This is a genomic window from Oceanobacillus sojae, assembly GCF_900162665.1.
Classification (GTDB): Bacteria; Bacillota; Bacilli; order Bacillales; family Amphibacillaceae; genus Oceanobacillus; species Oceanobacillus sojae_A.
Genome location: NZ_LT727813.1, coordinates 353368 through 379108, shown reverse-complemented (window position 1 = coordinate 379108; position 25741 = coordinate 353368). Strand labels below are relative to the sequence as shown.

At 38.6% G+C, this 25741-nt stretch carries 29 protein-coding genes, 1 riboswitch and 1 other annotated feature; of the genes, 21 read left to right on the top strand and 8 right to left on the bottom strand.

The window, feature by feature from the left end:
• The first annotated feature begins 228 nt into the window (after positions 1 to 228).
• The 5 genes from BN1068_RS19195 to BN1068_RS19175 all read left to right on the top strand — a co-directional run bounded on the left by BN1068_RS19195 (position 229) and on the right by BN1068_RS19175 (position 4725).
• A complete protein-coding gene (locus BN1068_RS19195) occupies positions 229 to 1275 on the top strand; it encodes a metal-binding protein ZinT (protein WP_077604438.1) in 1047 nt (348 codons plus the stop codon).
• Between the two features lie 251 nt (positions 1276 to 1526).
• Positions 1527 to 2333: an alpha/beta fold hydrolase gene (locus tag BN1068_RS19190; RefSeq protein ID WP_077604437.1), complete on the top strand. Its 807-nt coding sequence runs from the start codon at positions 1527 to 1529 to the stop codon at positions 2331 to 2333.
• Between the two features lie 51 nt (positions 2334 to 2384).
• Positions 2385 to 3308 (top strand): UDP-N-acetylmuramate dehydrogenase, encoded by a 924-nt coding sequence (gene murB, locus BN1068_RS19185; protein WP_077604436.1) that lies wholly within the window; start codon positions 2385 to 2387, stop codon positions 3306 to 3308.
• Between the two features lie 114 nt (positions 3309 to 3422).
• A riboswitch (PreQ1 riboswitch) is annotated at positions 3423 to 3469 on the top strand.
• Positions 3470 to 3544: 75 nt separating this feature from the next.
• Positions 3545 to 4042 carry a preQ(1) synthase gene (gene queF / locus BN1068_RS19180; protein ID WP_077604435.1) on the top strand — a complete coding sequence of 166 codons (498 nt, stop codon included), beginning with the start codon at positions 3545 to 3547 and terminating at the stop codon, positions 4040 to 4042.
• Positions 4043 to 4089: 47 nt separating this feature from the next.
• Positions 4090 to 4725: a queuosine precursor transporter gene (locus BN1068_RS19175; RefSeq protein WP_077604434.1), complete on the top strand. Its 636-nt coding sequence runs from the start codon at positions 4090 to 4092 to the stop codon at positions 4723 to 4725.
• A gap of 94 nt (positions 4726 to 4819) precedes the next feature.
• Here the strand turns inward: BN1068_RS19175 and ehuA are convergent, their stop codons facing one another.
• The 4 genes from ehuA to ehuB form a co-directional block, all read right to left on the bottom strand.
• Positions 4820 to 5590 (bottom strand): ectoine/hydroxyectoine ABC transporter ATP-binding protein EhuA, encoded by a 771-nt coding sequence (ehuA, locus tag BN1068_RS19170; protein ID WP_077604433.1) that lies wholly within the window; start codon positions 5588 to 5590, stop codon positions 4820 to 4822.
• Positions 5590 to 6303, bottom strand: coding sequence for an ectoine/hydroxyectoine ABC transporter permease subunit EhuD (ehuD, locus tag BN1068_RS19165; protein ID WP_077604432.1), 714 nt, complete (start codon positions 6301 to 6303; stop codon positions 5590 to 5592). The genes ehuA and ehuD overlap by 1 nt, the downstream gene beginning before the upstream one ends.
• Positions 6303 to 6980, bottom strand: a complete 678-nt coding sequence (locus tag BN1068_RS19160; RefSeq protein WP_077604431.1) for an amino acid ABC transporter permease — start codon at positions 6978 to 6980, stop codon at positions 6303 to 6305. The genes ehuD and BN1068_RS19160 overlap by 1 nt, the downstream gene beginning before the upstream one ends.
• Before the next feature lie 132 nt (positions 6981 to 7112).
• Positions 7113 to 7973, bottom strand: a complete 861-nt coding sequence (gene ehuB / locus BN1068_RS19155; protein WP_077604430.1) for an ectoine/hydroxyectoine ABC transporter substrate-binding protein EhuB — start codon at positions 7971 to 7973, stop codon at positions 7113 to 7115.
• 343 nt (positions 7974 to 8316) lie between these two features.
• On the opposite strand from ehuB, the gene ytzI reads away from it, so the two are divergent.
• From ytzI to BN1068_RS19140, 3 genes are all read left to right on the top strand, one after another.
• Complete coding sequence (ytzI, locus tag BN1068_RS19150; RefSeq protein ID WP_077604429.1) at positions 8317 to 8499, top strand: YtzI protein; 183 nt, start codon at positions 8317 to 8319, stop codon at positions 8497 to 8499.
• A 19-nt stretch (positions 8500 to 8518) separates the two neighbouring features.
• Positions 8519 to 9856, top strand: a complete 1338-nt coding sequence (locus BN1068_RS19145; RefSeq protein ID WP_077604428.1) for a right-handed parallel beta-helix repeat-containing protein — start codon at positions 8519 to 8521, stop codon at positions 9854 to 9856.
• Positions 9857 to 10939: 1083 nt separating this feature from the next.
• Positions 10940 to 11248 (top strand): hypothetical protein, encoded by a 309-nt coding sequence (locus BN1068_RS19140; protein ID WP_077604427.1) that lies wholly within the window; start codon positions 10940 to 10942, stop codon positions 11246 to 11248.
• A 203-nt stretch (positions 11249 to 11451) separates the two neighbouring features.
• Here BN1068_RS19140 and BN1068_RS19135 read toward each other — a convergent pair whose 3' ends face one another.
• Positions 11452 to 12009, bottom strand: a complete 558-nt coding sequence (locus BN1068_RS19135; protein WP_077604426.1) for a M15 family metallopeptidase — start codon at positions 12007 to 12009, stop codon at positions 11452 to 11454.
• A 169-nt stretch (positions 12010 to 12178) separates the two neighbouring features.
• Here BN1068_RS19135 and BN1068_RS19130 point away from each other — a divergent pair, with 169 nt between their 5' ends.
• From BN1068_RS19130 to BN1068_RS19100, 7 genes are all read left to right on the top strand, one after another.
• Positions 12179 to 12799, top strand: coding sequence for a glycerol-3-phosphate acyltransferase (locus BN1068_RS19130; RefSeq protein ID WP_077604425.1), 621 nt, complete (start codon positions 12179 to 12181; stop codon positions 12797 to 12799).
• Positions 12800 to 12872: 73 nt separating this feature from the next.
• On the top strand, positions 12873 to 13355 hold the full coding sequence (locus BN1068_RS19125) for a DUF456 domain-containing protein (protein ID WP_254846835.1): 483 nt from the start codon (positions 12873 to 12875) through the stop codon (positions 13353 to 13355).
• A 93-nt stretch (positions 13356 to 13448) separates the two neighbouring features.
• Positions 13449 to 13705: a binding site (T-box leader), on the top strand.
• Positions 13706 to 13782: 77 nt separating this feature from the next.
• On the top strand, positions 13783 to 15219 hold the full coding sequence (proS, locus tag BN1068_RS19120; protein WP_077604424.1) for a proline--tRNA ligase: 1437 nt from the start codon (positions 13783 to 13785) through the stop codon (positions 15217 to 15219).
• A 319-nt stretch (positions 15220 to 15538) separates the two neighbouring features.
• Positions 15539 to 16714 (top strand): M20 family metallopeptidase, encoded by a 1176-nt coding sequence (locus tag BN1068_RS19115; RefSeq protein WP_077604423.1) that lies wholly within the window; start codon positions 15539 to 15541, stop codon positions 16712 to 16714.
• Positions 16714 to 17487, top strand: a complete 774-nt coding sequence (locus BN1068_RS19110; RefSeq protein ID WP_077604422.1) for a substrate-binding periplasmic protein — start codon at positions 16714 to 16716, stop codon at positions 17485 to 17487. The genes BN1068_RS19115 and BN1068_RS19110 overlap by 1 nt, the downstream gene beginning before the upstream one ends.
• 30 nt (positions 17488 to 17517) lie before the next feature.
• Complete coding sequence (locus BN1068_RS19105) at positions 17518 to 18177, top strand: amino acid ABC transporter permease (RefSeq protein WP_077604421.1); 660 nt, start codon at positions 17518 to 17520, stop codon at positions 18175 to 18177.
• Positions 18170 to 18892: an amino acid ABC transporter ATP-binding protein gene (locus BN1068_RS19100; protein WP_077604420.1), complete on the top strand. Its 723-nt coding sequence runs from the start codon at positions 18170 to 18172 to the stop codon at positions 18890 to 18892. Before BN1068_RS19105 ends, BN1068_RS19100 begins: the two co-directional genes overlap by 8 nt.
• Before the next feature lie 79 nt (positions 18893 to 18971).
• Here the strand turns inward: BN1068_RS19100 and BN1068_RS19095 are convergent, their stop codons facing one another.
• On the bottom strand, positions 18972 to 19454 hold the full coding sequence (locus tag BN1068_RS19095) for a glutathione peroxidase (RefSeq protein WP_077604419.1): 483 nt from the start codon (positions 19452 to 19454) through the stop codon (positions 18972 to 18974).
• A gap of 156 nt (positions 19455 to 19610) precedes the next feature.
• On the opposite strand from BN1068_RS19095, the gene BN1068_RS19090 reads away from it, so the two are divergent.
• On the top strand, positions 19611 to 20291 hold the full coding sequence (locus tag BN1068_RS19090; RefSeq protein ID WP_175637232.1) for a GNAT family N-acetyltransferase: 681 nt from the start codon (positions 19611 to 19613) through the stop codon (positions 20289 to 20291).
• A 56-nt stretch (positions 20292 to 20347) separates the two neighbouring features.
• On the opposite strand, the gene trhO is transcribed toward BN1068_RS19090, so the two are convergent.
• Complete coding sequence (trhO, locus tag BN1068_RS19085; RefSeq protein ID WP_077604418.1) at positions 20348 to 21325, bottom strand: oxygen-dependent tRNA uridine(34) hydroxylase TrhO; 978 nt, start codon at positions 21323 to 21325, stop codon at positions 20348 to 20350.
• Positions 21326 to 21552: 227 nt separating this feature from the next.
• Between trhO and BN1068_RS19080 the strand changes: the two genes are divergently transcribed.
• The 4 genes from BN1068_RS19080 to BN1068_RS19065 all read left to right on the top strand — a co-directional run bounded on the left by BN1068_RS19080 (position 21553) and on the right by BN1068_RS19065 (position 23852).
• Positions 21553 to 21765 carry a spore coat protein gene (locus tag BN1068_RS19080; protein ID WP_077604417.1) on the top strand — a complete coding sequence of 71 codons (213 nt, stop codon included), beginning with the start codon at positions 21553 to 21555 and terminating at the stop codon, positions 21763 to 21765.
• Positions 21766 to 22023: 258 nt separating this feature from the next.
• Complete coding sequence (locus BN1068_RS19075; RefSeq protein ID WP_077604416.1) at positions 22024 to 22557, top strand: spore coat protein; 534 nt, start codon at positions 22024 to 22026, stop codon at positions 22555 to 22557.
• Positions 22558 to 22591: 34 nt separating this feature from the next.
• Positions 22592 to 23023, top strand: coding sequence for a spore coat protein (locus tag BN1068_RS19070; RefSeq protein ID WP_077604415.1), 432 nt, complete (start codon positions 22592 to 22594; stop codon positions 23021 to 23023).
• Positions 23024 to 23651: 628 nt separating this feature from the next.
• On the top strand, positions 23652 to 23852 hold the full coding sequence (locus BN1068_RS19065; protein WP_204799054.1) for a cold shock domain-containing protein: 201 nt from the start codon (positions 23652 to 23654) through the stop codon (positions 23850 to 23852).
• A 101-nt stretch (positions 23853 to 23953) separates the two neighbouring features.
• On the opposite strand, the gene BN1068_RS19060 is transcribed toward BN1068_RS19065, so the two are convergent.
• A complete protein-coding gene (locus BN1068_RS19060) occupies positions 23954 to 24850 on the bottom strand; it encodes an NAD(P)-dependent oxidoreductase (RefSeq protein WP_077604413.1) in 897 nt (298 codons plus the stop codon).
• A gap of 224 nt (positions 24851 to 25074) precedes the next feature.
• Between BN1068_RS19060 and BN1068_RS19055 the strand changes: the two genes are divergently transcribed.
• Complete coding sequence (locus tag BN1068_RS19055; protein WP_077604412.1) at positions 25075 to 25686, top strand: TraR/DksA C4-type zinc finger protein; 612 nt, start codon at positions 25075 to 25077, stop codon at positions 25684 to 25686.
• Positions 25687 to 25741 lie beyond the last annotated feature (55 nt).

The window sequence follows — 25741 nt, the reverse complement described above, 5'->3', positions numbered from 1 at the left end:
TTATCATTAAATCACATGACGTTACGTCGTCATCAATACCTTGGATAAAAATTTTTATAAAAATATCAATCCTCCTTAGCATGTAATTAACCTTGTAAATCTATTAGAAATAAATTTGTATTTTTAAAAAGGTAAAAAATCTCTTGACCATTAATAGGCACCTATGTATAATTCAAATCGTAATCATTACGAAACGTAATCATTACGTATAATGAAAGGAGCGTCTATATGAAGAAGTTTTGGCAATTAGGAATTATTTTAGGCTTATTTAGTTTTCTATTTATAGCCGGCTGTCAATCGGGAAATGACGAAGCAGACAGCCAGGAGGAAGGAACAGACAATCAGGAAGAGGCTGAAGGGAATCATGAGGAAGAGCATGATCACGAACACGGGGACGAAGCTGTTTCCTTTGATGATGTACCAGAAAATATACAAATTGAAGGTTTATCCGACCATTACCATACAGGCGATGTCTTTAAGTTAGAAGCAGTAACAGAAGAGGACTTGGATCATTGGCATTGGTACATACGCGATTCTTCTGAAGAGGAATGGGCAGTGGCAGAAGACCAGTATGAGGACTCTTATATTGGCGATGCAGAAGTAGATGGACAGGAGGTTATTGCAGTTCTTTATGATGAGGATCATGAGCCTGTTGCCAAGTCTCCTGTAACGCAAATTACAATCGACGATCATGAACATGGACATCATCACCATCATGGAGATGATGAAGAGAGTCAGCAAATCTATGAAGGATATTTTGAAGACGAGCAGGTAGAAGATCGTCCATTGACTGATTGGGAAGGTGACTGGCAGTCCATCTATCCATATTTAGAGGATGGTTCTTTAGATGAAGTATTTGAGCATAAAGCAGAAGATAGCGACGATATGACAGCAGAAGAATATAAAGATTACTATACCACCGGCTACGAAACAGATATAGAGCGTATCGTTATCGACGGAGATGAAATCACTTTTTACCAAAACGGGGAAAAGTACACAGGAACGTACGCTTATGACAGCTATGAAATTCTTGAATATGAGGCTGGAAACCGTGGAGTCCGCTATATTTTCAAATTAGAGGGAGAAGCAGATGAACATTTTCCGGCGTATATTCAATTCAGCGACCATGCAATTGCTCCTGGTGAATCATGGCACTTCCATTTGTATATGGGAGATGACAATGCCGACTTATTAGAGGAAATGGATAATTGGCCGACATATTATCCATCTGATTTAGATACCGATGAGATTGTTCATGAACTGATTGCTCATTAATGATTGAAAGCAAATAGAATGCTGTTTATAAAAGCAGATTCTATTTGCTTTTTTTGTACTGCAAAAAATAGCATGACAGCGTATATTTTTGATGGGATGCGTAATTGCGCCCGCGGTTCGAGTTAGGACAAGCCTGCAATTTTTCTTCATCTGAAAAGGTGTCTTAACAAGATAAGGATGTTATAATAGCTATGTATTTTTGACAATGATACAAACACAGATTTATAAAAGAAATCGAGGGAACGAAATACATGAGTAAGAAGATAGCAGGTTTTGTTTTAAGTATAGTAATTGTGGCCGGTATTGCTGCTGGTTTTTATTTTTATCAGCAGAATCAAACACAGGCAGAAGAGTATACCGGCGCACCGACTATTTTTATACATGGTTACAAGGGTACGGAAAATTCATTTGGGTATATGCTTGACCGCTTTGAAAATACGTATCAATGGGGAAATAAGGGTTTTGTTTACTATGTTCAAAAGGACGGGAATATCATTGATTATAATTTAAATAAGGGGAGATACGCGCCGACGTTTGTCCAGATTGTTCTGGAAGACAACCGTGCAAGCTTCCAGGACAGTACAGAATGGGTTGCGAATGTGCTTCTCCACTTAAAGGAAAATTATCGTGTGGAAGAGGTTAATCTGGTTGGCCATTCTATGGGCGGTATTCTGGCAGTAAAATATACGATGGAGTATCCGCTGAATGGTTATCCAACAGTAAATAAGCTTGTTGCAATCGGCAGTCCGTTTGATGGTATTTATAATGAAGCTTATTTTGAGTTACATCAGGATGAAGCTGCAAATGACTTAAAACCCGATTCCCGCGCTTTAAATGTACTGCGGGAGAATATGTTTCCGGCAGATGTTAATGTGTACAGTATAGCCAGTACAGGAGATACTGTTGCTGTGCCAGAAAGTGTAAAAACGCTAAGGAATATGATACCGGAACAAAATTATAAAGAGACAATCATTGATGATCCACAGCTGACACACAGCGCTATGCATGAAAGCCAGCAAATTGATAAATTGATTTATAGCTTTTTGTGGCAAGATTAATTGGATTCAACTACAATAGTATAGGATTCATCAAATTAAAGGAATGATAGCATGAATAAATACCATCATCTCTATGATCAATTAATTCAACATACAGATAAAGAAAATGTATTAATCAATGAGCCGATAAGAGAACATACGTATACAAAATTAGGCGGTGCAGCAGATTTTTATATCACACCATCTTCTTATGAGGAAGTCCAGGCAATTATCCGTTTTGCCAACCAGGAAAATGTGCCGTTTACAATGCTGGGAAATGGTTCTAATTTAATTGTGAAGGATGGCGGAATCAGGGGAATTGTTATGAACCTTCAACAACTGGCGTCCATTTGGAGAGACGGGGATAAGGTGATCTCTCAAAGCGGAGCAAGAATTATTGATGCCTCCCGCTTTGCTTTGGAAGAAAAGCTTACAGGACTGGAATTTGCATGTGGAATACCAGGCTCTGTCGGGGGAGCTCTGTATATGAATGCAGGTGCGTACGGCGGAGAGATTAAAGATGCGCTGGAAAGCACAGTAGTTGTAACGAAAGATGGAGAGCTGCTGACATTAACTGCGGATCAGCTGGATCTCAGTTACCGCACAAGTAATATCCCGGATAACGGCTATATCGTTTTAGAAGCAACCTTTGCTCTAAAACCTGGAAGCAAAGAAGAAATTAAAGAAGTAATGGATGATCTTACATATAAAAGAGAGTCCAAGCAGCCATTGGAATATCCATCCTGCGGCAGTGTGTTCAAACGTCCGCCCGGTTTTTTTGCAGGAAAGCTGATTCAGGACAGTAATCTTCAAGGTCACCAGATTGGCGGAGCGGAGGTTTCTACGAAGCATGCCGGCTTTATTGTCAATAAAAATAATGCCACAGCATCCGAATATATTTCATTAATTCAATTTGTGCAGGCAACAGTGAAAGAGAAATTTGCTGTGCAGTTAGAGCGGGAAGTGCGGATTATTGGTGAGGATATGGAGGAATAGGATAATGAAGTTAGTTCTGGGTGTAAAAGAAAATGCTGGAAGCTTCTTCATATAAAAAGAAAGATTGACAATCATATTATTCATTCTTATAATATGAAGTGTTATTTTAACCAATAGGCAGAGGTTCTTAGCGTTAACCCTCTATAAAAAACTAAGGACAACTTGCGATTATCGAGCCATGTTCCTTGGGAGCATGGCTTTTTTGTTTTTAAAACATTAAAAGGAGGTGAGCAGCAATGGCAGGAAGAAGTGAAAAGGATCTTCAGGGAATTGAATTGCTGGGGAATAAAGAGACGAAATATGCATTTGATTATACACCAGAGATTTTAGAGGTGTTTGATAATCAGCATCCGAACCGGGATTATTTTGTAAAGCTGAACTGTCCGGAATTTACAACACTTTGTCCAATGACAAATCAGCCCGATTTTGGAACCATTTATATCAGTTATATTCCTGATATTAAAATGGTAGAAAGTAAATCTTTAAAATTATATTTATTCAGTTTTAGGAACCATGGTGATTTCCATGAGGACTGTGTCAATATCATTATGAATGATCTAATTGAGCTGATGAACCCCCGTTATATTGAGGTGAGAGGGAAGTTTACACCGCGCGGAGGAATCTCCATTGATCCATATTGTAATTATGGAAAACAGGGGACAAAATTTGAAAAGATGGCAGAAAACCGGCTAATGCAGCATGATATGTATCCGGAAAAGGTAGATAACCGATAGAGGGAAACGTTAGGTCCTTGAACCTTTGGAGAGAAGGGAAGAGGATAATGTATATTTATTTTACCGCCATCTTTGTTGGCCTGTTATTATTGTCGAATATTTTGTCAGTTAAATTATTTGAAATTGGTAGTATTGTATTGCCCGCCGCAGCAATTGTTTATGTAATCACTTATTTGATGACGGATGTCATTGGTGAGGTTTATGGAAAGAAAGCAGCCCGGAGAACGGTCCAGGCCGGATTTTTAACACAAGTGCTTGCCATGGTATTCATCTATATTTCGATTCAGCTTCCACCGGCAGCGGATTTTCAATCGCAGCCTGCTTTTGAAGAAATTTTCAACGGGAGCTTCCGGATAATCCTGGCCAGCCTGGTTTCCTATTTTGTCAGCCAGCATCTGGATGTTACGATTTTTCATACTCTAAAACAGCGGCATGGAAGGAAAAAGCTGTGGCTGCGTAATAATTTATCCACGATGACCAGTCAGCTCTTTGATACCGTTCTGTTTATTATCATTGCTTTTTGGGGCGTGGTTCCGACAGCCGTTTTACTGGGAATGATTGTATCGCAATATATATGGAAGTTTACCGTTGCAGCGGTTGATACGCCATTTGCATATCTGCTTGTCCGCTGGGCACGAAAATATGAGGACAAACATCAAACAGAGTTAGCGGAGGCTTCTTAAGAAAGAGTCAGCTATTTTTCTCAAGTTATAGGACATACAAAACATACAAAACCCAGCCATAAAATTTGGCTGGGGAGTAATAATTATTTTTCTCTTATCCTCTAAAACGCTGCAGAAAAGATTGAACACGAGGATTTTTGGAATGCTCAATAACCTCACTTGCTGTTCCCTGCTCTGCGATAACCCCTTCATCTAAAAAGAGTACTTTATCCGCTATATCCAGGGCAAAGTCCATTTCATGTGTGACAAGAACCATTGCCATATCATCATTTTCTGCAATATCACGGATAACATTCAGCACTTCACCGACAAGTTCTGGGTCGAGTGCAGAGGTAACTTCATCAAACAGCATAATTTTCGGCCGCATTACAAGCGCTCGGGCCATTGCTACACGCTGCTTCTGACCTCCGGAAAGCTGGTTTGGATAGTTATCCAGTTTATCACCTAGTCCTACCCGTTCAAGCATTTCAATCGAGCGTTTTTTTACATCGCTTTTTTCTTCCTTTTTGACATGAATCGGTGCCGTCATACAATTTTCTAAAATGGTCATATGTGGAAACAGATTGAAATGCTGAAACACCATTCCAATATCCCCGCGAATAGAGCGCAGATGTTTGTCATTAGCATGGACCATTTTTCCGTTCTTCTCCATTTTCCACAGATTATGCCCATCGACGATAATATCACCGGCGGTCGGCTGCTCCAATGTCATCAGCATCCGGATAATCGTTGTTTTCCCGGAGCCGCTAGGGCCGATGACAGCAACTTTTTCAGCCGGATATATATTTAAATCAATTCCTTTCAGCACCTCTACATCGCCAAAAGATTTATGAACATCTTTGTAGGTAACGATTGGTTCGGCCATTATTGCATTGCTCCTTTGTCTTTTATAATTTGATTTTTATTGAATTTTTTATTAAATCGATTCTCTACCTTTTTTATCAACACTGCAGAAGGATAGCTTAATACTAAGAAAATGATTCCTACAATAGTTAACGGCTCAAGGTAGGACCAGTTTTCGGCACCATATGATCTGGCAAGCAGCATTATTCCCGCTACTCCAATGGTAGATGCGAGCGGCACCTCTTTAAACATAATAATAAAGTAGTTTCCAAGCATCGGAATGGTTGGCGGAATCGCCTGTGGCAAAATAATCTTTCGCCATTTATCCCATGTGGAAATATTCAATGCGGTGGAAGCTTCCCACTGTCCCTTATCCACATTTTCAATTCCGGAACGATAAATTTCACCAATATACGTACTAAAGTGTATACCAAGTCCCAATACAGCACAAGCGAATGGATGGAGAGATATACCAATATAAGGTATCACCGGCAGCGCATAATAAATGAAAAATAACTGGACAAGTGGAGGAGTAGAACGGATAAATTCCATTATCCAAGTAATAATAAAATAAATAAAACGATTTGGAATACGACGCAGGAATGTCCATAAGAAACCAAAAATCAAGGCAAAGAGATAGCTTGCTATCGTCAACCCAATCGTAATTCCAAGTCCTTGTAATATCACTGGTAACGCATCAAAAAACGTATCCCAGTTCCAATAATTCAGATTCATCAGCTGGCTACCCCCTTTTTAGCAATTTTTTCAGCCTTCCTGGTAAGGAAAATTAACGGAAGTGCCAAAATGAAATAGAATACAAGTGCAGTGAGATAAATCAATGGTGATAAGGATAAGCTGGTGCTTCGCATCACATCTCCGTAATATAAAATATCCGTTAAGCCAATTAAAGAAACAAGAGAGGTCCCCTTTAAAATTTGAATCGTATAGTTACCGAATTCAGGAAGCATCATACGTACTGCCTGTGGGAAAATAATAAGGCGCATCCTTTGAAAAGAAGACATATTTAACGCAGTTGCAGCTTCATACTGTCCCTGTACTACAGATAAAATGGAGCTGCGGACAACTTCTGAAAGATATGCGCCATAGTTTAAGCCAATTGCAATGACACCAATCCACCAATTGGAACCCAGGTTAATCCCGAATAACATCGGGATAGCATAGTAAAGCCAGAATAATTGAACAATCAAGGATGTCCCGCGAAATACTTCTACGTAAAATCCGGTCAATTTTCGTAATATAAAATTATTGGAAAGCCGACACAGTCCAGCTATAAATGACATGATATACGCAAATAGTGCAGCAGCAATTAATATGGATACAGTTATTTGAACACCCCGCCATAACTGCGGGGCAATTTCTAATATTGCACTAATGGTAAATACCTCCTTCATAATCGTTATGTGCAGGATAAATGGGATGTCTTGTTTTCTATTTTTCTATTAAAAAAGAAAGATAGGGCGCTCCTTGCGTGAAGGAACCGCCCTATGGAGTCTGAAAAATATCTGTTTCATCCACTTTCAAGATTAGTATTCACCCTGACATACCTGTTCTGCTGTTACAGAACCTGCTTCAACAAAATTGCTTTCCGGATGAAATCCATTTTGTTCCAATAATTCTGCAACAGTGCCATCTTCTTTTAACTCTTCTAGTTTTTCGTTGTATGCATCACGAAGCTCTTCGTTTTCCAGACTGAATGCAGCGGCTCCATAGCTTGGTACACCATCTATATCTGGCTGTTCAAAGCTTTCGATAATCTCTAAATCCTCTGTGTCTGCAGATTCAAAAGCCATCCGTACTGTCATTTCCGTGCCAGTTGTTGCATCAGCGCGTCCTGCCTGAATAGCAGAGAAGGTTGCGGGAATGTCAGATGCAGTAATGATCTGGTCATCAGCTACACCTTCAGATTTTAGAAATTCAACTTCTGTAGCACCCTCCATAACAACTACTGTTATCTCCGGGTTATCAGCAATATCTTCGTAGCTTTCAATAGACAATGGGTTGCCGGCCTCGACAACAAGTCCTTCACCATATACCATTTCCGGTTCGCCGAACAGTGCATTTTCACAGCGGTCCGGCTGGATAGCCATGCCTGCAGTGACAACATCAAACTGTCCTGCCTGTAACCCCGGAATAAGTTCTCCAAAATCGGATAATTTACCTTCTACATTATCAACGCCAAGCTCAGCGAAAACTGCTGTAGCAATGTCAACGGCTGCTCCTTTTAATTCACCGTCTTCTTCATACGCATAAGGTGATTCATTAGCGAAACCGACTTCAACCGTGCCGGAATCCTGGATGCTTTCTAAACCATTATCTGATCCTCCGCAGGCAGCCAGCAGCGATAGAAACAGTGTCAGGCCAATAAGTATTATTTTTTTTCTCAACTAAATGCTCCCCCTTACAAGATTAATAGATAATAAAAAATGCTGATTAACAATGCCGCTATTCTAAAAAAAGAATATTACATGAAATCAACATAAGATAACAAATATGTTACAGAGAAAGGGAAAGATTCTCAAACGGCATATTTTAGCAAGAATTTGTTTTAACTGCCGTTTAATGGCATGATTGGGAAATAACTTAAGAATACCAATATATACGGCAATATAATTGCTTAAGCTCTATATAACTCAAAATCATCGTTTTTAGCGGGGGAATAGAAATTTATTGAAAAGGTATGTATAGTTTAATAGGATAGAAGATAAGAAGAAATGATGGAGGTATACCATGGGATCCTATATTGCAGTAATTGTTGTTTCAGTCATTGTGGTTGCAATGGTTATTATTTTATCTTTGGTCACTTTATCAAAAGGATATGGTTATAAGCATAAAATCGATCCACTTCCTGATGAAGAAGAGAAAAAGGATAACGACAGGGATAATGAGAATCGAAAAGAAGAAAAGAAATAAATTGGCTTAGGAGAAAATCATGAAGAAAATTGGATTATTTATAGTATTAGGATGTGCTGCTGGAGTGTTATTTGCTTTCTGCTCGCATCATCCTGCCGATCAGGTCATTTATGTAGCAATGGATGGAGACGATCAGAATGAAGGGACGCTGGAACACCCTTTTCAAACAATTGCTAAAGCCGGCTCGGAAGCAGAGGCTGGCACAACAGTATATATCCGTGAAGGAACGTATGAGGAGCCGCTGATTGTTCAGCGTAGCGGTACAAAGCATAAGCCAGTCACTTTTCAGGCATATGAAGAGGAAGAGGTTATCCTGGATGGCGAGAACTTGGATTCTGCAGATGGAGACCAGGCACTTGTTGTTCTGGAGGATAAGAATTATATAAATATAGAAGGATTAACAATCAAAAACGTAACAACAGATTTAATGGATGAAACAGTAATGGGCATTTTTATCAGCGGCTCGAGCAGCCATATTACAGTGAAGGATAATACCGTCAAAGGAATAAAGACATGGCATGAGGAAGGAAACGGCCATGGAATTGCTGTATATGGAACAGGTCCGATGAAGGATATAAATATCGTACATAATATTGTTGAGGATTTAAAGCTGGGTACCAGTGAATCGATTGTATTAAATGGAGATATTGATGGATTTACAGTAGAAGAAAATATGGTTCGGTACAGTGATAATATTGGAATTGATTTAATAGGATATGAAGGTGTTGCTGATAATCCTGCTGCAGATTATGTCCGGAACGGGAATGTACAAAATAATACAGTGCACCATATATCTTCTTTTTCTAATCCGGCGTATGGCGGTGAGTACAGTGCAGCAGCTATTTATGTAGATGGCGGGAAAGATATTCTTATCGGGAAGAATGAACTGTATGAGAACGATATTGGGATTGAAGCTACGTCAGAACATGCAGGGAAATATGCAGAGGATATTCAAATTACAGACAATCTGATTTCACATAATTATTATACCGGGATATCAATTGGCGGATATGATGAGGATAGAGGCGGCACCCGTGATACGTTGATTTCGGAAAATACCCTATATCAAAATGACACAAAAGAGTTAGATGGCGGACAGCTTCTGCTGCAGTATAATGTGCATGATAATGAGATTAAGGATAATAAATTTACTGCCAGTGCCTCACGTATTTTTATTGCGAATTTCTTTCAGGAAAATCGAGATAATCTTCTGACAGAAAATATCTACTATAAAGAACAGGGAGAAGAGGGAATCTGGATTTGGAAGGATGAGGAGTATACTTCTTTTTCTGCATTTATAGATGCTTCCGGCAGTGATGAAACGTCGCAATATATTTATGCGGATGAAGAGGAATAAAGTGAGTTATAATCTGTTTTTAATAAAAGAAGATATCAATATGGTCAGCCGAATAGCCTGTTGATTTAATTGGAATTCGGTAAAAGATAAAGGGCGTTGTTATGTTAAAAAATATTTTTTCAAAAAGTAAGTTATTAGCAGCATGTGTTACTTCTTTCAACATGGGGTTTGTATTTATTATTTTAACGGAATCTACAGGCGAGGAAATTAATGCAGCTTTTTTACCGTTGCTTCGGAAGTTTTATTATTTTCTTTTTGGTTTTCTCTTTGGTATATAGCCCCAATTGTTTTTCTTGCAGGGATTCCAGCTTCTGCCGGGATTGATAAAATAACAGCAGGGATTACGAATACAGAAGCCGGAAATACGTTAAGAGCGGTTCTGCATGCATTAGCGGGGATAATAATTGCTTTATTGGCATATTTCGTTTTAGGTGAAAGATTTCCTGATTTTAATAATAGAGAAATAGTAGCTAATTTTATATTTCTATCTATTTATCCAAGTGTCTTTTTCTGGCTGATAGACACATTGGCAAATAAAAAGAATACAGAAGCATAAAGGATAAAAGCTATTGGATGGAGGAAATGTTAATCTATTAAATTCAAGAAATGAAAAGCGAGATCAAATGATGGTCTTTTTTTTCGGTTTTTAAACGATTTTTTCAAGCATTATTACAATCCGGGTAACATGTTCTTCATTATCCCGCTTGCGTTTTATTAAATCATCTTTTATTGAAAGGAGGATTGTGTATAGCGCCGCTCCGACCAACCACTCCGCTTTCCATGGGGACGGCTTCAGCTAACTTGAAAAGAAAACCGCTTTTCAAGTGGATCTTCAGCTCGCCCTGTTCCCATAGGAGTCTCCGTGGTTGGTCTGCGCTCAGTTAGGCCTCTGCAGCGGTGGCCTTACACGTTACCTTCTTTCTAGCTAGAGTTTATGCTTTGTCAAGGGATAGGTGGAAGGACGATCAACACACATCCCAGTGATATGCAAGTTATTTTTTTAGGTGCGAAAGTTGAGTTAAAGAGAAGTTTTAACACGGCTAAAAAGGGTAAAGTTTTATAAGAAAAGGGAGGTTTCCAATAATGGTACGAAATAAATACTTTGTAACAGTTGATACGAAAGAAGTTAGCGAGGTTTCGCTTCCTGACAACGGTATTGAGTATGAAATATATGCAACACCGGAAGAGGTAAAAGAAATGGAAGTTCTGTTTGCGGAAAAAGAAAAAAATGCAAAAGATGCAGTTAAATTCGTAGGAAAACCTTTTGATGAGCGGCCAGTTGATGCAAAACGGGATAACTATGAGGAGTATCTGATTGCCATTTATCGCAAATTGTATGAGCTGGGAACGGTTGAAACAAAGAAAAAAATACAAGAGCTTCATCTGTTTTAATAGAGGGAGCTAAAAAAGTCTTTTAAAACTGCTGGATATCTCGGTAAACAAAAAGAAATTCAGACAATAAAAGCTTCTGCCTGAATTTCTTTTTTACACGGTAGGGGAGTAGAAGAAAAACTATGGATTTGCTAAAAGGACAAACGAATACGAGGTTTTCCAATGAAAAATATTTACGTGGAATAAATGTTATAACTGCCATTCTATTCTTCTTCTACAGGAGGACGATATCCCTGCTGCAGTTCAGAAATACTCAACCCAAATGTCATCTGCAAATGCGGGTAATCTGTGAAGCCATTAAAATCTCCGCCCCATTCAAAGTCTAAATCTTTTGCGATTTCCGCGACTTCAAACCAGTCAGATTCTCCATTATTATTCCCGTCATAATGGATATCCCAGATAATTTCTCCATTGTTATTCCGTATTGCATAATCCACAGCCAGACCATAATTATGATAGCTTTCACCGGCTCTGGCATGGGTAACAATATCTTCTTCATTTTCTCTTCCTCTTGCATAAAGTGTTTCCTGTTCTTCTTCCGTACGCAGGCCATCTGTAATAACAACCTCAATATCTATATTATCAGCACGATCAATTAACGTATCGACAGCTTCCTGGACAGCGGGATGAAGTTCTGATATCGTTTCTTCTCCATCTACTTTCTCATAAGAAGAATTTGTCTGCTGGTAAAGCCAGAACAGCAAACCTATAAAAAGAATAATTGCGATCCAGGAAAGCGTAAAATGCTTTAAAGCTTTCATCCGTTATTTCTGACTCCTTTAAATAATATCTCTATAATAGCAATGATAACATGAACAAGATTCTGATGAAGAGTTGAACAACTAGATAAATATGGTTGTGTAACAAATTGATTTCTTCATCATTATGAACATATAATAAGAGAAACTGGGCAGAAATGGAGGGGAAATAATGTATTACCTCATTAGCTGTTTAATAGGTTACATTTTTGGATGTATTCATGGATCGCAAATCGTCGGGAAAATTAAGAAGAGAGACATTAAGAGTGAAGGTGTCAAAAATGCCGGAGCATCGAATACGACGATTCTGTTAGGCTGGAAATACGGTATTGTGGTTGCGCTGATTGATATTTTTAAGGCTACACTTGCCATTTTACTCGTTTTATTTATTTTGGGAGAAGCTGGGATCCCGGCTGGGGAGGTTTCCTTATATATTTATTTGACTGCTTTATTTGTTATTATTGGGCATAATTATCCTATAACGATGAATTTCAGCGGCGGGAAAGGTACCGCATCTCTGGTCGGTGCATTAATTGCCATTGACTGGCGGGTTGCTTTAATTGGAATTGCTATTTTATTGTTTTTTACTTTTGCAACAGACTATCTCGTTATCGGTGTCCTGTTTATGTATGTATCTTTTCTTATCACAACCTATTATTTCTTCGGAAATGGACCTGCGCTGGTGGTGATATTTTTAACACTGCTGTGTATATACAAGCATATGGAGAATTATCGCCGGATTATATTAAAGGAAGAGACAAAGTTATCCAGTATGTTTAAAAAGAGTGCCTAGAGGAGAGGCTTTTTGGACTTATATTATAGGGTATACTGAAAAAGTAAGCTTTTTATTAAGGAGTGTGCAAGAATTGGATATTTTATTATGGATAATTATTATCCTGTTATTTATCGCAAGCTTTCTGGGAATTATATTTCCGATGATCCCGTCTGTTATTGCTATTTGGGGAGGATTTTTAATCTATTACTTCTTTATAAATAGTGACTCCCTGACCTGGTGGTTCTGGACAGGCATGATTGTTATCACAGTTGTTCTGTTTGTTGCGGACATTATCGCCAACAGTTATTTTGTGAAAAAATTCGGGGGCAGTAAAGCAGGAGAAAGAGGCGCTGCGGTAGCTGTTATTATCGGCTCCTTTATTACTCCGCCATTTGGAATTATTTATGTTCCATTTTTAACTGTTCTTGCTATTGAAATGATGCAGCGAAGAACAGTGAAAGAAGCATTTAGGGCTTCCATCGGTTCTTTTTTAGGGTTTTTGGGAGGTTCTGTTGCGAAAGTAGTCCTGCAGCTGATTATGATTGTCTGGTTCTTTATAGCGGTCTGGTTATAATCAGGAAGAAAATACCTTATTCCCATTTTCTTAACTGTAAAAAATCGTCTGCTTCTTGACTTTCATCATTGAGAACTATATATTAAAAGCATAGTTGAAATATTGACGGAGAATAGTACGTTGTTATTGTCTGATACAGAGAGAAAAAGGGCGCTGAGACTTTTTCGTAGACACACAAGGGAACCTGCCTCCCGAGTTCGCCATATAAGGAGATACAGCTCTGAAATTGGCGCGGTTTTAGGCCGTTATCAAATGAAGTGTATATATTTGCCGGGCATGTCTGTAAAATAATAGACAGCAGCTTATATATAAACAAGGGTGGTACCACCTGTTTAACCTCGGTCCCTTTCATAAGGATGGAGGGTTTTTTGCGTTTATATGGAGTTTCAAACAATAGAAGAGTTAAATAAGAAAGAGGTGCTTACAATTGGGTAAGAAAAATAAACAATTTGTAGAAAAAATTACAGCGATGGAGGACGATTTCGCACAGTGGTATACAGACGTTGTCAAGCAGGCAGAGCTTGTTGATTATGGTCAAGTGCGCGGAACAATGATTATCAAACCTTATGGTTATGCAATCTGGGAAAATATTAAAGATGAATTAGATCGTATGTTTAAGGAAACAGGTCATACGAACGTTGCTTTTCCGCTGTTTATTCCTGAAAGTCTGTTGCAAAAGGAAAAAGATCATGTAGAGGGATTTGCTCCTGAGGTTGCCTGGGTAACGCATGGCGGAGATGAGGAATTAACAGAACGTATCGCAGTACGTCCAACTTCTGAAGTACTGTTTTGTGATTATTATTCAAATAATATTCACTCTTATCGTGATCTGCCAAAGCTCTATAATCAATGGTCCAATGTAGTCCGCTGGGAAAAAACAACACGCCCGTTCCTGCGTTCTTCTGAATTCCATTGGCAGGAAGGGCATACAGCACATGCAACAGATGAAGAAGCAACTGAAGAAACAAACCGCATGCTTGGAATTTATGCCAAGCTGGTTGAAGAGTATTTAGCCATTCCTGTTTTAAAAGGAAAGAAAACAGATAAAGAAAAATTTGCAGGGGCTGAATTTACCTTAACGATCGAAGCATTGATGCATGATGGAAAAGCATTACAATCTGCTACTTCCCATCATTTTGGTTCCGGCTTTGCAGAGGCTTTTGATATTACCTACCTGGATGAAAAGGGAGAAAGCCAGTATGTTCATCAAACTTCATGGGGCTTGTCTACCCGGATTATGGGAGCTTTAATTATGGTGCATGGTGATAACCGCGGACTAGTCGTACCTCCAAAAGTTGCGCCGACACAGGCAATGATTGTTCCAATCGCCCAGCATAAAGAAGGCGTATTGGATAAAGCATATGCTTTACGCGATAAATTAGCGAAAGTTGCCCGAGTCGATATTGACGGCAGTGATAAAATGCCAGGCTGGAAATTTAATGAATATGAAATGAAAGGTATCCCGGTCCGCGTTGAAATGGGACCAAAGGATATTGAAAAAGAGCAGGTCGTTCTTGTCCGCCGTGATACCGGTGAGAAAGAATTCGTTGCTCTGGCAGATGTGGAAGAGCGTCTTGCTGCATTGCTGGATGAGGTACAGGCAAATCTGTATAAACGTGCATTAGAGCATCGTGAAGAGATGACACATACAGCTAAAAATATGGATGAATTTAAAACAGAAATTGAAAAAGGCGGCTTTGTCAAAGCAATGTGGTGTGGAGACCTGGCTTGTGAAGAAAAAATTAAAGAAGAAACAACAGCAACCTCCCGCTGTATTCCATTTGAACCGGAAAGTATATCTGATACATGCGTATGCTGTGGAAAGCCGGCAAAAGAATTAGTTTACTGGGCAAGAGCGTATTAATAATTGAAAAAAGAAGCAGACTGGGTTTTACAGCTCAGTCTGTTTTTATGTATTAAAGATAATATATAAAGGGCTTAATTACAGATGAAGATGGATACCGCTATGAAGGTGAAATTTGGTTTATTGGCGAGTAAGAGTAACCTTTCTTAGTCAAAATACGATCCTGGGCTGAGGGATATACTTCTTATAAATAACAATATATAAGCCTGGAAATTATCTGAAAATATAATTTTTATTTTGCCTATTGCATAAGCATGCATAATCATGTTATAAATATACATATTAATTAATAATTATACATTGAATGAGGGAATAAATTATGAAGGAAAATTTAAAAAAAGAACTAGATAAAGTAATCAGTGATTTAACCAATTTGAGTGATACTATTTTTGATAACCCAGAGCTTGGGGATCAAGAATATGAATCTATGAAGCTTTTAACAGATTATTTAACGACACATCACTTTAAAGTAGAAAAAGGGATTGTCGGTCGTGATACAGCTTTTAAAGCAACCTACTCCAGCGGAAAGCCTGGTCCCCAAATTGCATATTTGGCCGAATATGATGCACTTCCAGGTGTAGGGCACGGCTGCGGACATAATTTAATTGGAACAATGAGTGTCGGTGCAGGAGTTGTATTAAGTAAAGTGATTGATGAAATTGGCGGCACTGTTCATGTATTCGGGACTCCGGCAGAGGAAACAAACGGAGCTAAAGTACCAATGAGTGAGCAGGGAGTGTTTGACGGTATAGATGCTGCAATGATTCTACATCCTAGTGATACATCCCAGGTAAGCGGAGAATCACTTGCTATGGATGCCATCCAATTTGAGTATCATGGAAAAACAGCACATGCTGCAGCAGCTCCGGAAAAAGGGATTAATGCCTTAGATGGAGTGCTCCAATTGTTTAACGGTATTAATGCATTGAGACAGCATGTGAAATCAGATGTCCGTATTCATGGAGTTATTCCTGATGGGGGACAGGCTGCGAACGTGGTTCCTGATAAAGCAGTTGCACAGTTCTATGTCCGGGCAAATAATCGTCCTTATCTTAATGAAGTAGTGGAAAAGGTAAAGCATATTGCTGAAGGAGCAGCTTTAATGACTGGAGCAACATTAAATATATCCAACTATGAATTAAGTTATGATGATATGACAACGAATCAGGTTTTATCTGATTTGTTTACTGCAAATTTAAAAGAGACGAGCCGGCTGCCTGTTTTTGGAGCAAAAGAATCTTACGGCTCAATTGATATGGGAAATGTCAGCCAGGTAGTTCCGGCTATCCATCCGTATATCGGTCTGAATAAAGAAGGATTAATCGCTCATACGGAAGAATTTGCCGATCAGACTATTACAGAGGATGGGCATCTGGCATTGTATGAAGGAGCGCTTTCTTTAGCGAAAACAGGCTATGATTTATTAACAAATGAAGAAGCAGTTCAGGCAATGAAGGAAGAATTTAATAAAAACAAAGAAGAGGTAAACGTCTAATGAAAAAGAAGCTCATTTTACTTTTCAGCACATTACTATTTACAGCTTTTTTAGCTGCCTGTGGATCAGATGATAATGAATCAGAAGCATCCGGCGGGGATAAAGATGTATTAAAAATGGGAACATCAGCTGATTTCCCTCCATATGAATCACGAAATCCTCAAGGGGAGTTTGAAGGATTTGATATTGAATTAGGAAAGCTTATCGCGGAAGAACTGGGTATGGAATTAGAAATTGAAGATATGAAATTTGAAGGTCTTATCGGTTCCTTGCAGGCAAATCGTGTGGACATGGTTATATCAGGAATGAACGCCAGCGAAGACCGTAAAAAGAATGTAGACTTTTCTAATGTTTATAATGATACTGGACAAATGTTTGTTACTAAAGATAAAGCGATGGAATCTCTAGATGAGCTTGATGGAAAAACACTTGGTGTACAGCTGGGCTCTATTCAGGAAAATGGCGCAGATGCTTTGGCGGAGGAGTATAACATTGAAGTGAAAAAGGTAGATGACGCCGGGATTTTAGCACAGGAATTAAATGCAAACCGTATTGATGCTGTCTATCTGTCTAAAGAAGTTGCTCTGGGATATATGGATTCTCAAGGATTCTTTGGATTTGATGACCCTAACTCTTCAACTGAGGGTATGGCAATCGCCTTTCCTAAAGACAGTGATCTAGTAGATGATGTTAATGCTGTATTAGAAAAACTAGAAGAAGATGGCACGTTAAAGAGCTTAAAAGAAGAATGGATACCAGGATCTGTGGAATAAAAATAGCATAAAGAAACGAGGTGATAGGGCATGAATTTGGATTTTTCCCAAATCGTGCCTTATATTCCTTTTATACTGGAAGGAATAGGTGCAACATTAAAGTTTGTTAGTGTATCCATTTTGGCAGGATTTATATTGGGTACTATTTTGGCAATTTTTAAAATAACTGAATTTTGGCCGCTGAAGACAATAGCAGATATCTATACATCAATCTTTCGCGGTACACCGTTAATTTTACAATTAATGATTATATACTTAGCAATCCCCCAGTTAACTGGATACGATATATCAGCATTTTTATCTGCTGTCTTAGCATTCGGCTTGAACTCAGCCGCGTATGTATCTGAAATTATCCGTGCGGGTATTATGGCAGTGGACAAAGGGCAGACCGAAGCGGCCAAAGCGTTAGGTGTTCCTTATCGCTCCATGATGCTGAATATTATTTTGCCGCAGGCTTTTAAAAATATACTTCCTGCACTCATGAATGAATTTATTACGTTAACAAAAGAATCGGCATTAGTTTCTACCATTGGCTATCTGGATTTAATGCGCCGTGCACAGATTGCCGGAGCCGATCTTTACAGAAACTTCGAACCGCTCTTTTTTGCAGGAGTAATTTATTGGGTGATGGTTACGATACTGACCTTGGCTGGAAGGTATGTTGAACGGAGGATGAGACAGAGTGATTAAAGCAGATAATATAACAAAGGTATTTGGTAAGAATGAAGTGTTAAAGGGTATCAGTACAACAGTTGGAAAAGGGGAGGTTGTGACAATTATCGGCCCTTCCGGATCTGGAAAGTCAACCTTTCTGCGCTGTCTTAATCTATTGGAAGAACCGACCTCTGGACAAATCTATATAAATGATGAGGAAATTACTTCTCCACGGGTTAACAAAATGGAAATACGGAAGAATATCGGAATGGTATTCCAGCATTTTCATCTTTTTCCCCATATGACTGCTTTGGAGAACGTAATGTACGCACCACAAAAAGTAAAAGGCCTGTCAAAAAAAGAGGCAGAACAGATTGGCAAAAACCTGCTGGCAAGAGTTGGCATGACAGATAAAGAAAAAGCATATCCCAATCGTCTGTCTGGCGGTCAGAAGCAGCGTGTTGCCATCGCCAGAGCGCTCGCAATGGAACCGGAAATTATGCTTTTTGATGAACCGACTTCCGCACTTGATCCAGAAATGGTAAAAGAGGTACTCGACGTTATGAAAGGCTTGACGGAGACAGGCATGACGATGGTAATTGTTACGCATGAAATGAATTTTGCAAAGGAAGTTGCAGATAAGGTACTCTTTTTAGATGATGGTGTATTGCTGGAGGAAACGGAGCCAAATGCATTCTTCACTAATCCAAGCACCGAACGTGCACAAAGCTTTTTGGAAAAAGTACTCTAAAGGTAAAAGCGCAGAGGGATAGGTTGGACATGATTTAAACTAAGTCATGTTCTTAATATATCCTCTGCGCTTTTATTGCTTATCCCTTTAGAAGTGCTTCTACATCCTTCTCTATTATATCCGGATTCTTTTGCGGACCAAACCGTTTTACAACTTGTCCATCCTTATCAATAAGAAACTTCGTAAAATTCCATTTAATTTGTTCACCAAGTATCCCCTTTTGCTCGCTTGTTAAAAAAGCAAAAAGAGGGTGTGCATTTTTTCCTTTTACATTTACTTTAGAAAACATTTGAAAGGAAACCCCGTATTTTTTTTGACAGAATTCATTAATCTCTTCATCCGCTCCAGGATCCTGATGACCAAACTGGTTGCATGGAAAACCAAGCACTTCAAAGCTTTGCCCTTTATATTGGTCATATAATTTCTGCAGTCCGTCAAATTGAGGAGTAAAGCCGCATTTACTGGCTGTGTTTACGATGAGCAGCACATCCCCCTTATAATCTGACAGTGGCTTCACTTCACCCTCAATTGTTTTTGCTGAAAAATCGTATATACTTGTCATATTACTCCTCCTCAAAAAAATGATAAGATGTAAATGCATCTAAAAGTGTGTGTTCAAAAAGTCCTGATCATCGGACTTTTTGAACACCCTCTAAAAGAATAGCTCCATCTGATTTAATTGTATTATAGCAAGAAAGGACGTTTACCTGTGACAGAAATGATAAAATATATCCCTTTAAACGGGGAAGATAAGAATACTTATTTACGCTACCTTACTACTACCGATTTACCCGAAATTTTAGAGCTGCAAACGACAGTTTATGAAGCTCTGGAGGATAAAGATAGACTCGAGCCTTTAGACGAGGATGAGTTCCTTACCATATTAGAGGGAGATCCGCTGATGGTCGGCATTTTCCATCAGAAGAAGCTGATCGCGTTTCGAGCTTTTCTAAATCCGGCTGCTGATGAAGAAGGATTAGGAAGAGATATCGGTCTGACAGAAGAAGATTATGCGCAAATTATCTATTCGGAGATTTCTAATGTACATCCTGATTTTCGGGGGAATCATTTGCAAACAACAATGGGGAAAATTATTATGGAGCAGCTGGATGCAACTGCCTACCGCTATGTTTTAGCTACAGTAGCCCCGGGAAATATTCCGAGTATGAAGGATAAATTTGCTCTGGGAATGCGGATTTATAAAGTGAAGGAAAAGTATGGCAAGAAGCTGCGTTATATTTTTTGTAAAGACCTACAAAAAAGCAATGTCAGTGTTAAAGACCAAAGAGAAATTGATATGAAGGATATTGATGGCCAAATAAAACTTATCGAAGCCGGCTATATTGGTACAAAAATGGAAATAGTCGGAAATGAATGGATGGTTATCTATCAGAAATAAAATATAAAACAGGCTGGAAATTCAAGTCTCCAGCCTGTTTTCGTATATATATTTATTTAAACCGTTGTTGTTTCCGGAAGTGTTTCGCCAATAGCCGCTAAACGCTCTTTAACTTCTTCTGCAGATAAATTATGTTCTTTCACATAAAGGTTACGCGGGCTGATGCGGCATTCATGTGTGCATCCGCGTAAATATTTATGTTCATTCTCTTCAGAAGCAAGAATTTGATTATTACATTCTGGATTTGCACAGTTTATATATCTTTCACAAGGCTCTCCGTCAAAGTAATCCTTTCCGACAATAACATGCTCTTTTTGGTTAACAGGAACGCTGATACGCTCATCAAATACATATAACTGGCCGTCCCATAATTCGCCTTGAACTTCAGGATCTTTTCCATAGGTAACGATACCGCCATGTAATTGACTTACATCTTCAAAGCCTTCATCCTTGAGCCAGCCGCTGAATTTCTCACAGCGAATGCCTCCTGTGCAATAAGTTACAATTTTTTTATCTTCGAGCATTTCTTTATTTTCCTGTACCCAATCCGGCAATTCACGGAAGGTCTGAATATCCGGACGGATTGCTCCCCGGAAATGGCCTAAATCAAATTCATAATCATTGCGGGCATCCAATACGACAGTATTTTCGTCCTTTAATGCTTCATAGAATTCTTTCGGCTCTAAGTAATTACCGGTTGTTTCCAGCGGGTTAATATCATCCTCTAAACGAAGCGTAACTAATTCATTTCTTGGGCGTACATGCATTTTTTTGAAAGCATGTTTATCATGAGCGTCCACCTTGAATACCATATCTTCAAAGCGGGGATCTGCGTGCATATGCTCCATGTAGGTATTTGTCTGATCAATAGTGCCTGAAACTGTTCCGTTAATACCTTCCTCAGCGACCAGAATACGCCCCTTCAGTCCAAGCTCCTTACAATACTTAAGATGCTCCGCAGCATATGCTTCCGGGTCCTCAATGTGTACATAATTGTAATAAAGTAAAACCTGATAATCTTGTTTTGTTTCCATTTGGTTTACCACCTGTTCATTTATATTTGCAAGATACAAATGAGTCTGGTTTCGTTTATTCATTTTTCGTCTTGCAATTTTTTATTTTAGCATGTTTTTCTGCTTGATTCCAGTCTATAACAATGAAATGTCTCCACCATTATTTAGAAGCCCTTGGACTTGAGCATAATCAATCTGGTCCTGCTCTCCATAAAATGAAGTATCTATGATGGAAGGAGGATAAAACAATGAGTGAATCATCAAAAAAAGTAAATATGCCGGATAAATTGGTTGAGGTAATGGTAGACAGTGTTTTTCGTAAAAATGGTATCAAACCGGAAGAGGTCAAAAATAATCTTTCTGAAAAGCAGCGCGAAATGCTGAAGGAAATGGTTGCAGATCTAAAACAGCAAGTGGAGGAGTTTCAGCAAAAAAGGAACGAATCTAAAACGGAAGAATAGTGATTTTGAAAATGTGGAGAAAATCAATTATTTCTTCACATTTTTATGTGGCAGTAAAAACGCCATGATGCTATTCCTGTTTGTATTAGATTAAAGATGAAAAGAAATTTTCTCTTTATAAGGCTTCTTTTATTGCATATTCCCTAAATTTGGACTAGGTGATTTTGTTATTTTCCGTGTTCTTTGTGCAGGTGTACAGGAAGTATAGTTATCAATACCATAAATTATTTTAGTACTTTTAGAAAGGAGTGTTAATTGATGTCTGTCTACAGAAGTAAAACAGAAGGAACAAATCGTTTCCATGAAGATTTATATGGAGACGATTATGCGTGTCAACCTAAAGAAACAGACTGCGATACAAATAATTACCAATCTGCACCAGCTTATTTTGAAAATTCCTTTAGCCCGAATTTTGGTGAGGCAAGTGTTGTTCAGGATGGCGATGAATATTCGTATATGGAGCAGGAATCTGCAGAGGTTATCTGGGTAAAAGAATCATGCAATATCACAGTGAACTCAACAGACACTCAGATCAGTGCCTCTCTGCAAGCCGCTTTACAATTAGCTATTTCCATTGTTATTCGTTTATCTATTGCTGATTCTGCAGATGAAGAAGCAGTCGAACAAGAATTAATGCAAACAATCAGTTCCAGTCAAGTAAATAAACAAAAAATATTTATCTATAATACAAAAGATGCAACTGTTACAACAACGGACACTGATATTTCGGTAAATATTCAGCTGCTTTTACAAATACTCATTGCTCTGGTAATCATGATTGATATTCTGTAATCCCAATATGGTATAGAAAGGAGTGTAAAATAAAATGATGCACAAAAAAGAGTGGAGAGCTTTAGACTACTGTGATGACGACCGTAACAATCAAGCAGATGTAGAGCAGGATGCAAAACAAAAGAACGTAACGAAGCAGTCCTCCGAGGAATGGATAATTATTAAAGACTCCGAGGGAGTTACTGTAACAACAACTGATACACAAGCAGCCATCAGCTTACAGGTAGGTATTGAAGTGGCTATTGCTCTAGTCCTCAGTATTTCATTAGGTGATTCAGATAAGGCAAAGGCTGTTTTCCAGGATTTAGAACAAGTGATGAAAACGAAACAAAGCAACCGTCAAAAAACCATTGTTGAAAAATCGAAAAATGTTAATATAACAACAACAGATGTTGATATTGCAATTAATATTCAGCTGTTAATTCAATTGCTGCTGGCGATTGTAGTAAGTCTGGATATTTTATAAAAACTGCTGCAGTAAAAATAAAAAAAGAAGCAAGTCACTTATCCGAACTCCCTTTATATAATATATAAGGGGAGTTTAATTTAGTGTAATGGAACTGGATGAAAGATTGCCGTTGAATAAATTTCCTTTTATATTAGAGCGTGTTCAAAAAGTGCCTAAATGACTATTCTTTCATCTAGATGCGCTCTTGATTCACTATACTGCTACCTTTCAGCTCTGCTGAAAGGCGTGTGAATTACCATTCACACGAATGGATCAACTTCGTATTTCAGCACATCATACGAGCAAGAATGCACTTATAGCACTTTTTGAACACGCTCTATCAGTATTTTCTCCCATTTTTAACAGAAAAAAATATATGTTTGTTATTTTTGGTAATTATAAGAGAATATGGATTTTATTGAAGCCGTAGCTGCAGTTTTATGAAAACGCTTCTTCCATTGAAAAACGTCGAATTTTGTTTAATAATACTCACTGATATTCACTTGCATTTTTTTATGAAAGGGGTTAAAATAATACTTGCAAAAGGTAATTGGAGTTACAAGAATACTTTACGATCTCTTTTCCAAGACGGTGTAAAAGTATTTAGGTTTCAATGACTTTGCATATCTTGTATAAGGAGGTCATGATAATGACTGGTAAAGTAAAATGGTTTAATGCAGAAAAAGGTTTTGGTTTCATCGAGCGTGAAGACGGAGACGACGTATTCGTACACTTCTCTGCAATTCAAGCTGAAGGATTCAAAACTCTTGAAGAAGGTCAAGATGTTGAATTCGAAATCGTTGAAGGCAACCGTGGCCCACAAGCGGCAAACGTTGTTCGTATTTAATTCAAATATGAGTAATATAAAAAGCCAGGGTTAACCTGTTAAAAAACCTCGAATGTTTTCTAGAGACATTCGAGGTTTTTTAATGTTGAAAATGAGCTTTCTTATAATGTCAGCTCTGCTTCATGCGCAAGTAATTTAATCAGGGCCTGTGTTCCGCTGTCAGCTTCACCCATGTCAGCTAATTCTTTATAGAGCTTTAATGATAATTCCAGCCCGGGCGCCGGCATCCCCATAGTATGGGCAGATTCTAAAGCGATTTCCATGTCCTTAATAAAATGCTTCACATAAAATCCGGGCTCATAATCCCGTTCAAGCATTCTTTTACCTAAATTGGATAAAGAAAAGCTGGCAGCAGCTCCGGTAGAAATGGTTGCGAGTACTTCTTCTGTATTTAATCCGGCCTTTTTTGCATATATAATTGATTCACAAACTCCGATCATATTGGTTGCGATAGCAATTTGATTTGCCATTTTCGTATGCTGTCCTGCCCCGGCAGGTCCAAGTAAATGAATTCTTTCACCTAAAACGCGAAATATTGGAGCAATTTCATCAAAAGCTTTTTTATCTCCGCCGGCCATGATTGCCAATGTACCATTTTTTGCCCCGATATCTCCACCGGAGACAGGGGCATCTAAAGCTGCCAGCCCCTCTTTTTTTGCTGCTTTATAAATTTCAATTGCTAAGCTGGGCTTGGAGGTTGTCATATCAATAACATAAGTATTTTTTTTCGCATTTTTTAAAATGCCGTTATCTCCAAAATAGACTTTTTCTACATCTGCAGGATAACCGACCATCGTAATAATGACATCGCTTGCCTTTGCTAAGCTGGCCGGATCCTCGTGCCAATTTGCACCGATTTCTAACAGCTCTTCCGCTTTCGATTTTGTTCTTGTGTAAACATGCAGGCGATAGCCGGCATCCATTAAATTTTTTACCATGCTTTTCCCCATAACACCTAAACCAATAAAGCCAATTGTTGCTGTTTCTGCAGTTATCATTATATCCATCTCCTTTGTATAGATGCTTTACCTTGAGTTTGTCACGAAAATTTGCGAAACGCAACTATTTTCAGTTAATTGGATTTTAGAACTTTACATAAAATTATTCTTATTTAACTTGGCAACGATTGCCTTGCATTGAATCATGCAGGATACATATAGTATAAAATGATTTCACATTAAAACAGCAGTTGCTTATGAATATATATAGGGGGAGGAGAACAATGAAGATCAATATAAATCAGCTGAAAAAACGTATTCTTGCCAGGCAGGAGGAATTAATCGAAAAAATAAACCAGGAGACAGAGGCAATATATGAATTCAGTCAAGAAGTATCAGGAGAATTATCTAATTACGATAATCATCCCGCTGATACTGGAACAGAGCTTTTTGACAAAGAGAGGGACAGTGCTTTACGAAGACTTGCGGAATCAGAACTGGAAGAGATAAACAATTCTCTTCATGCAATGGAGGAAGGGACATATGGTATCTGTAAGGTGTGTGGAGGAAATATTGACCCGGAGCGCTTAGAAGCCTTGCCGACTGCTGATTGTTGTGTGGAGCATGCAGAGAAGCCAGCTTATCATGGGGATACACCGCCCAAAGAAGTATTTAAAGGCAGAGATGATGGTGGAGAAAATAGCTGGGAAGACGTCAGACAATATGGAACATCCAGTTCTTCTATAGAGTATGCAGGGAATTTCAATGAATTTGGAGATGAAGAAGAAAAAGAAATTGACCCAGAAGACTTTCTGGCAGCAGACATAGAAGGAAAGTATACAGGTGTGATGCCTAATCATGAGGCATATGAACAGAGAATTGACGATGAAGAATAAACTGAAAAGTGCCCGAAAACCAGCTGGATTAGAAGGTGCACAAAAAAAACTGCTT

Excerpts from the sequence above, each read along its gene's own strand:
- BN1068_RS19195 (WP_077604438.1), top strand. The coding sequence starts at position 229 with ATGAAGAAGTTTTGGCAATTAGGAATTATTTTAGGCTTATTTAGTTTT.
- BN1068_RS19190 (WP_077604437.1), top strand. The coding sequence starts at position 1,527 with ATGAGTAAGAAGATAGCAGGTTTTGTTTTAAGTATAGTAATTGTGGCC.
- murB (WP_077604436.1), top strand. The coding sequence starts at position 2,385 with ATGAATAAATACCATCATCTCTATGATCAATTAATTCAACATACAGAT.
- queF (WP_077604435.1), top strand. The coding sequence starts at position 3,545 with ATGGCAGGAAGAAGTGAAAAGGATCTTCAGGGAATTGAATTGCTGGGG.
- BN1068_RS19175 (WP_077604434.1), top strand. The coding sequence starts at position 4,090 with ATGTATATTTATTTTACCGCCATCTTTGTTGGCCTGTTATTATTGTCG.
- ehuA (WP_077604433.1), bottom strand. The coding sequence starts at position 5,590 with ATGGCCGAACCAATCGTTACCTACAAAGATGTTCATAAATCTTTTGGC.
- ehuD (WP_077604432.1), bottom strand. The coding sequence starts at position 6,303 with ATGAATCTGAATTATTGGAACTGGGATACGTTTTTTGATGCGTTACCA.
- BN1068_RS19160 (WP_077604431.1), bottom strand. The coding sequence starts at position 6,980 with ATGAAGGAGGTATTTACCATTAGTGCAATATTAGAAATTGCCCCGCAG.
- ytzI (WP_077604429.1), top strand. The coding sequence starts at position 8,317 with ATGGGATCCTATATTGCAGTAATTGTTGTTTCAGTCATTGTGGTTGCA.
- BN1068_RS19145 (WP_077604428.1), top strand. The coding sequence starts at position 8,519 with ATGAAGAAAATTGGATTATTTATAGTATTAGGATGTGCTGCTGGAGTG.
- BN1068_RS19140 (WP_077604427.1), top strand. The coding sequence starts at position 10,940 with ATGGTACGAAATAAATACTTTGTAACAGTTGATACGAAAGAAGTTAGC.
- BN1068_RS19135 (WP_077604426.1), bottom strand. The coding sequence starts at position 12,009 with ATGAAAGCTTTAAAGCATTTTACGCTTTCCTGGATCGCAATTATTCTT.
- BN1068_RS19130 (WP_077604425.1), top strand. The coding sequence starts at position 12,179 with ATGTATTACCTCATTAGCTGTTTAATAGGTTACATTTTTGGATGTATT.
- BN1068_RS19115 (WP_077604423.1), top strand. The coding sequence starts at position 15,539 with ATGAAGGAAAATTTAAAAAAAGAACTAGATAAAGTAATCAGTGATTTA.
- BN1068_RS19110 (WP_077604422.1), top strand. The coding sequence starts at position 16,714 with ATGAAAAAGAAGCTCATTTTACTTTTCAGCACATTACTATTTACAGCT.
- BN1068_RS19105 (WP_077604421.1), top strand. The coding sequence starts at position 17,518 with ATGAATTTGGATTTTTCCCAAATCGTGCCTTATATTCCTTTTATACTG.
- BN1068_RS19095 (WP_077604419.1), bottom strand. The coding sequence starts at position 19,454 with ATGACAAGTATATACGATTTTTCAGCAAAAACAATTGAGGGTGAAGTG.
- BN1068_RS19090 (WP_175637232.1), top strand. The coding sequence starts at position 19,611 with ATGATAAAATATATCCCTTTAAACGGGGAAGATAAGAATACTTATTTA.
- trhO (WP_077604418.1), bottom strand. The coding sequence starts at position 21,325 with ATGGAAACAAAACAAGATTATCAGGTTTTACTTTATTACAATTATGTA.
- BN1068_RS19080 (WP_077604417.1), top strand. The coding sequence starts at position 21,553 with ATGAGTGAATCATCAAAAAAAGTAAATATGCCGGATAAATTGGTTGAG.
- BN1068_RS19075 (WP_077604416.1), top strand. The coding sequence starts at position 22,024 with ATGTCTGTCTACAGAAGTAAAACAGAAGGAACAAATCGTTTCCATGAA.
- BN1068_RS19070 (WP_077604415.1), top strand. The coding sequence starts at position 22,592 with ATGATGCACAAAAAAGAGTGGAGAGCTTTAGACTACTGTGATGACGAC.
- BN1068_RS19060 (WP_077604413.1), bottom strand. The coding sequence starts at position 24,850 with ATGATAACTGCAGAAACAGCAACAATTGGCTTTATTGGTTTAGGTGTT.
- BN1068_RS19055 (WP_077604412.1), top strand. The coding sequence starts at position 25,075 with ATGAAGATCAATATAAATCAGCTGAAAAAACGTATTCTTGCCAGGCAG.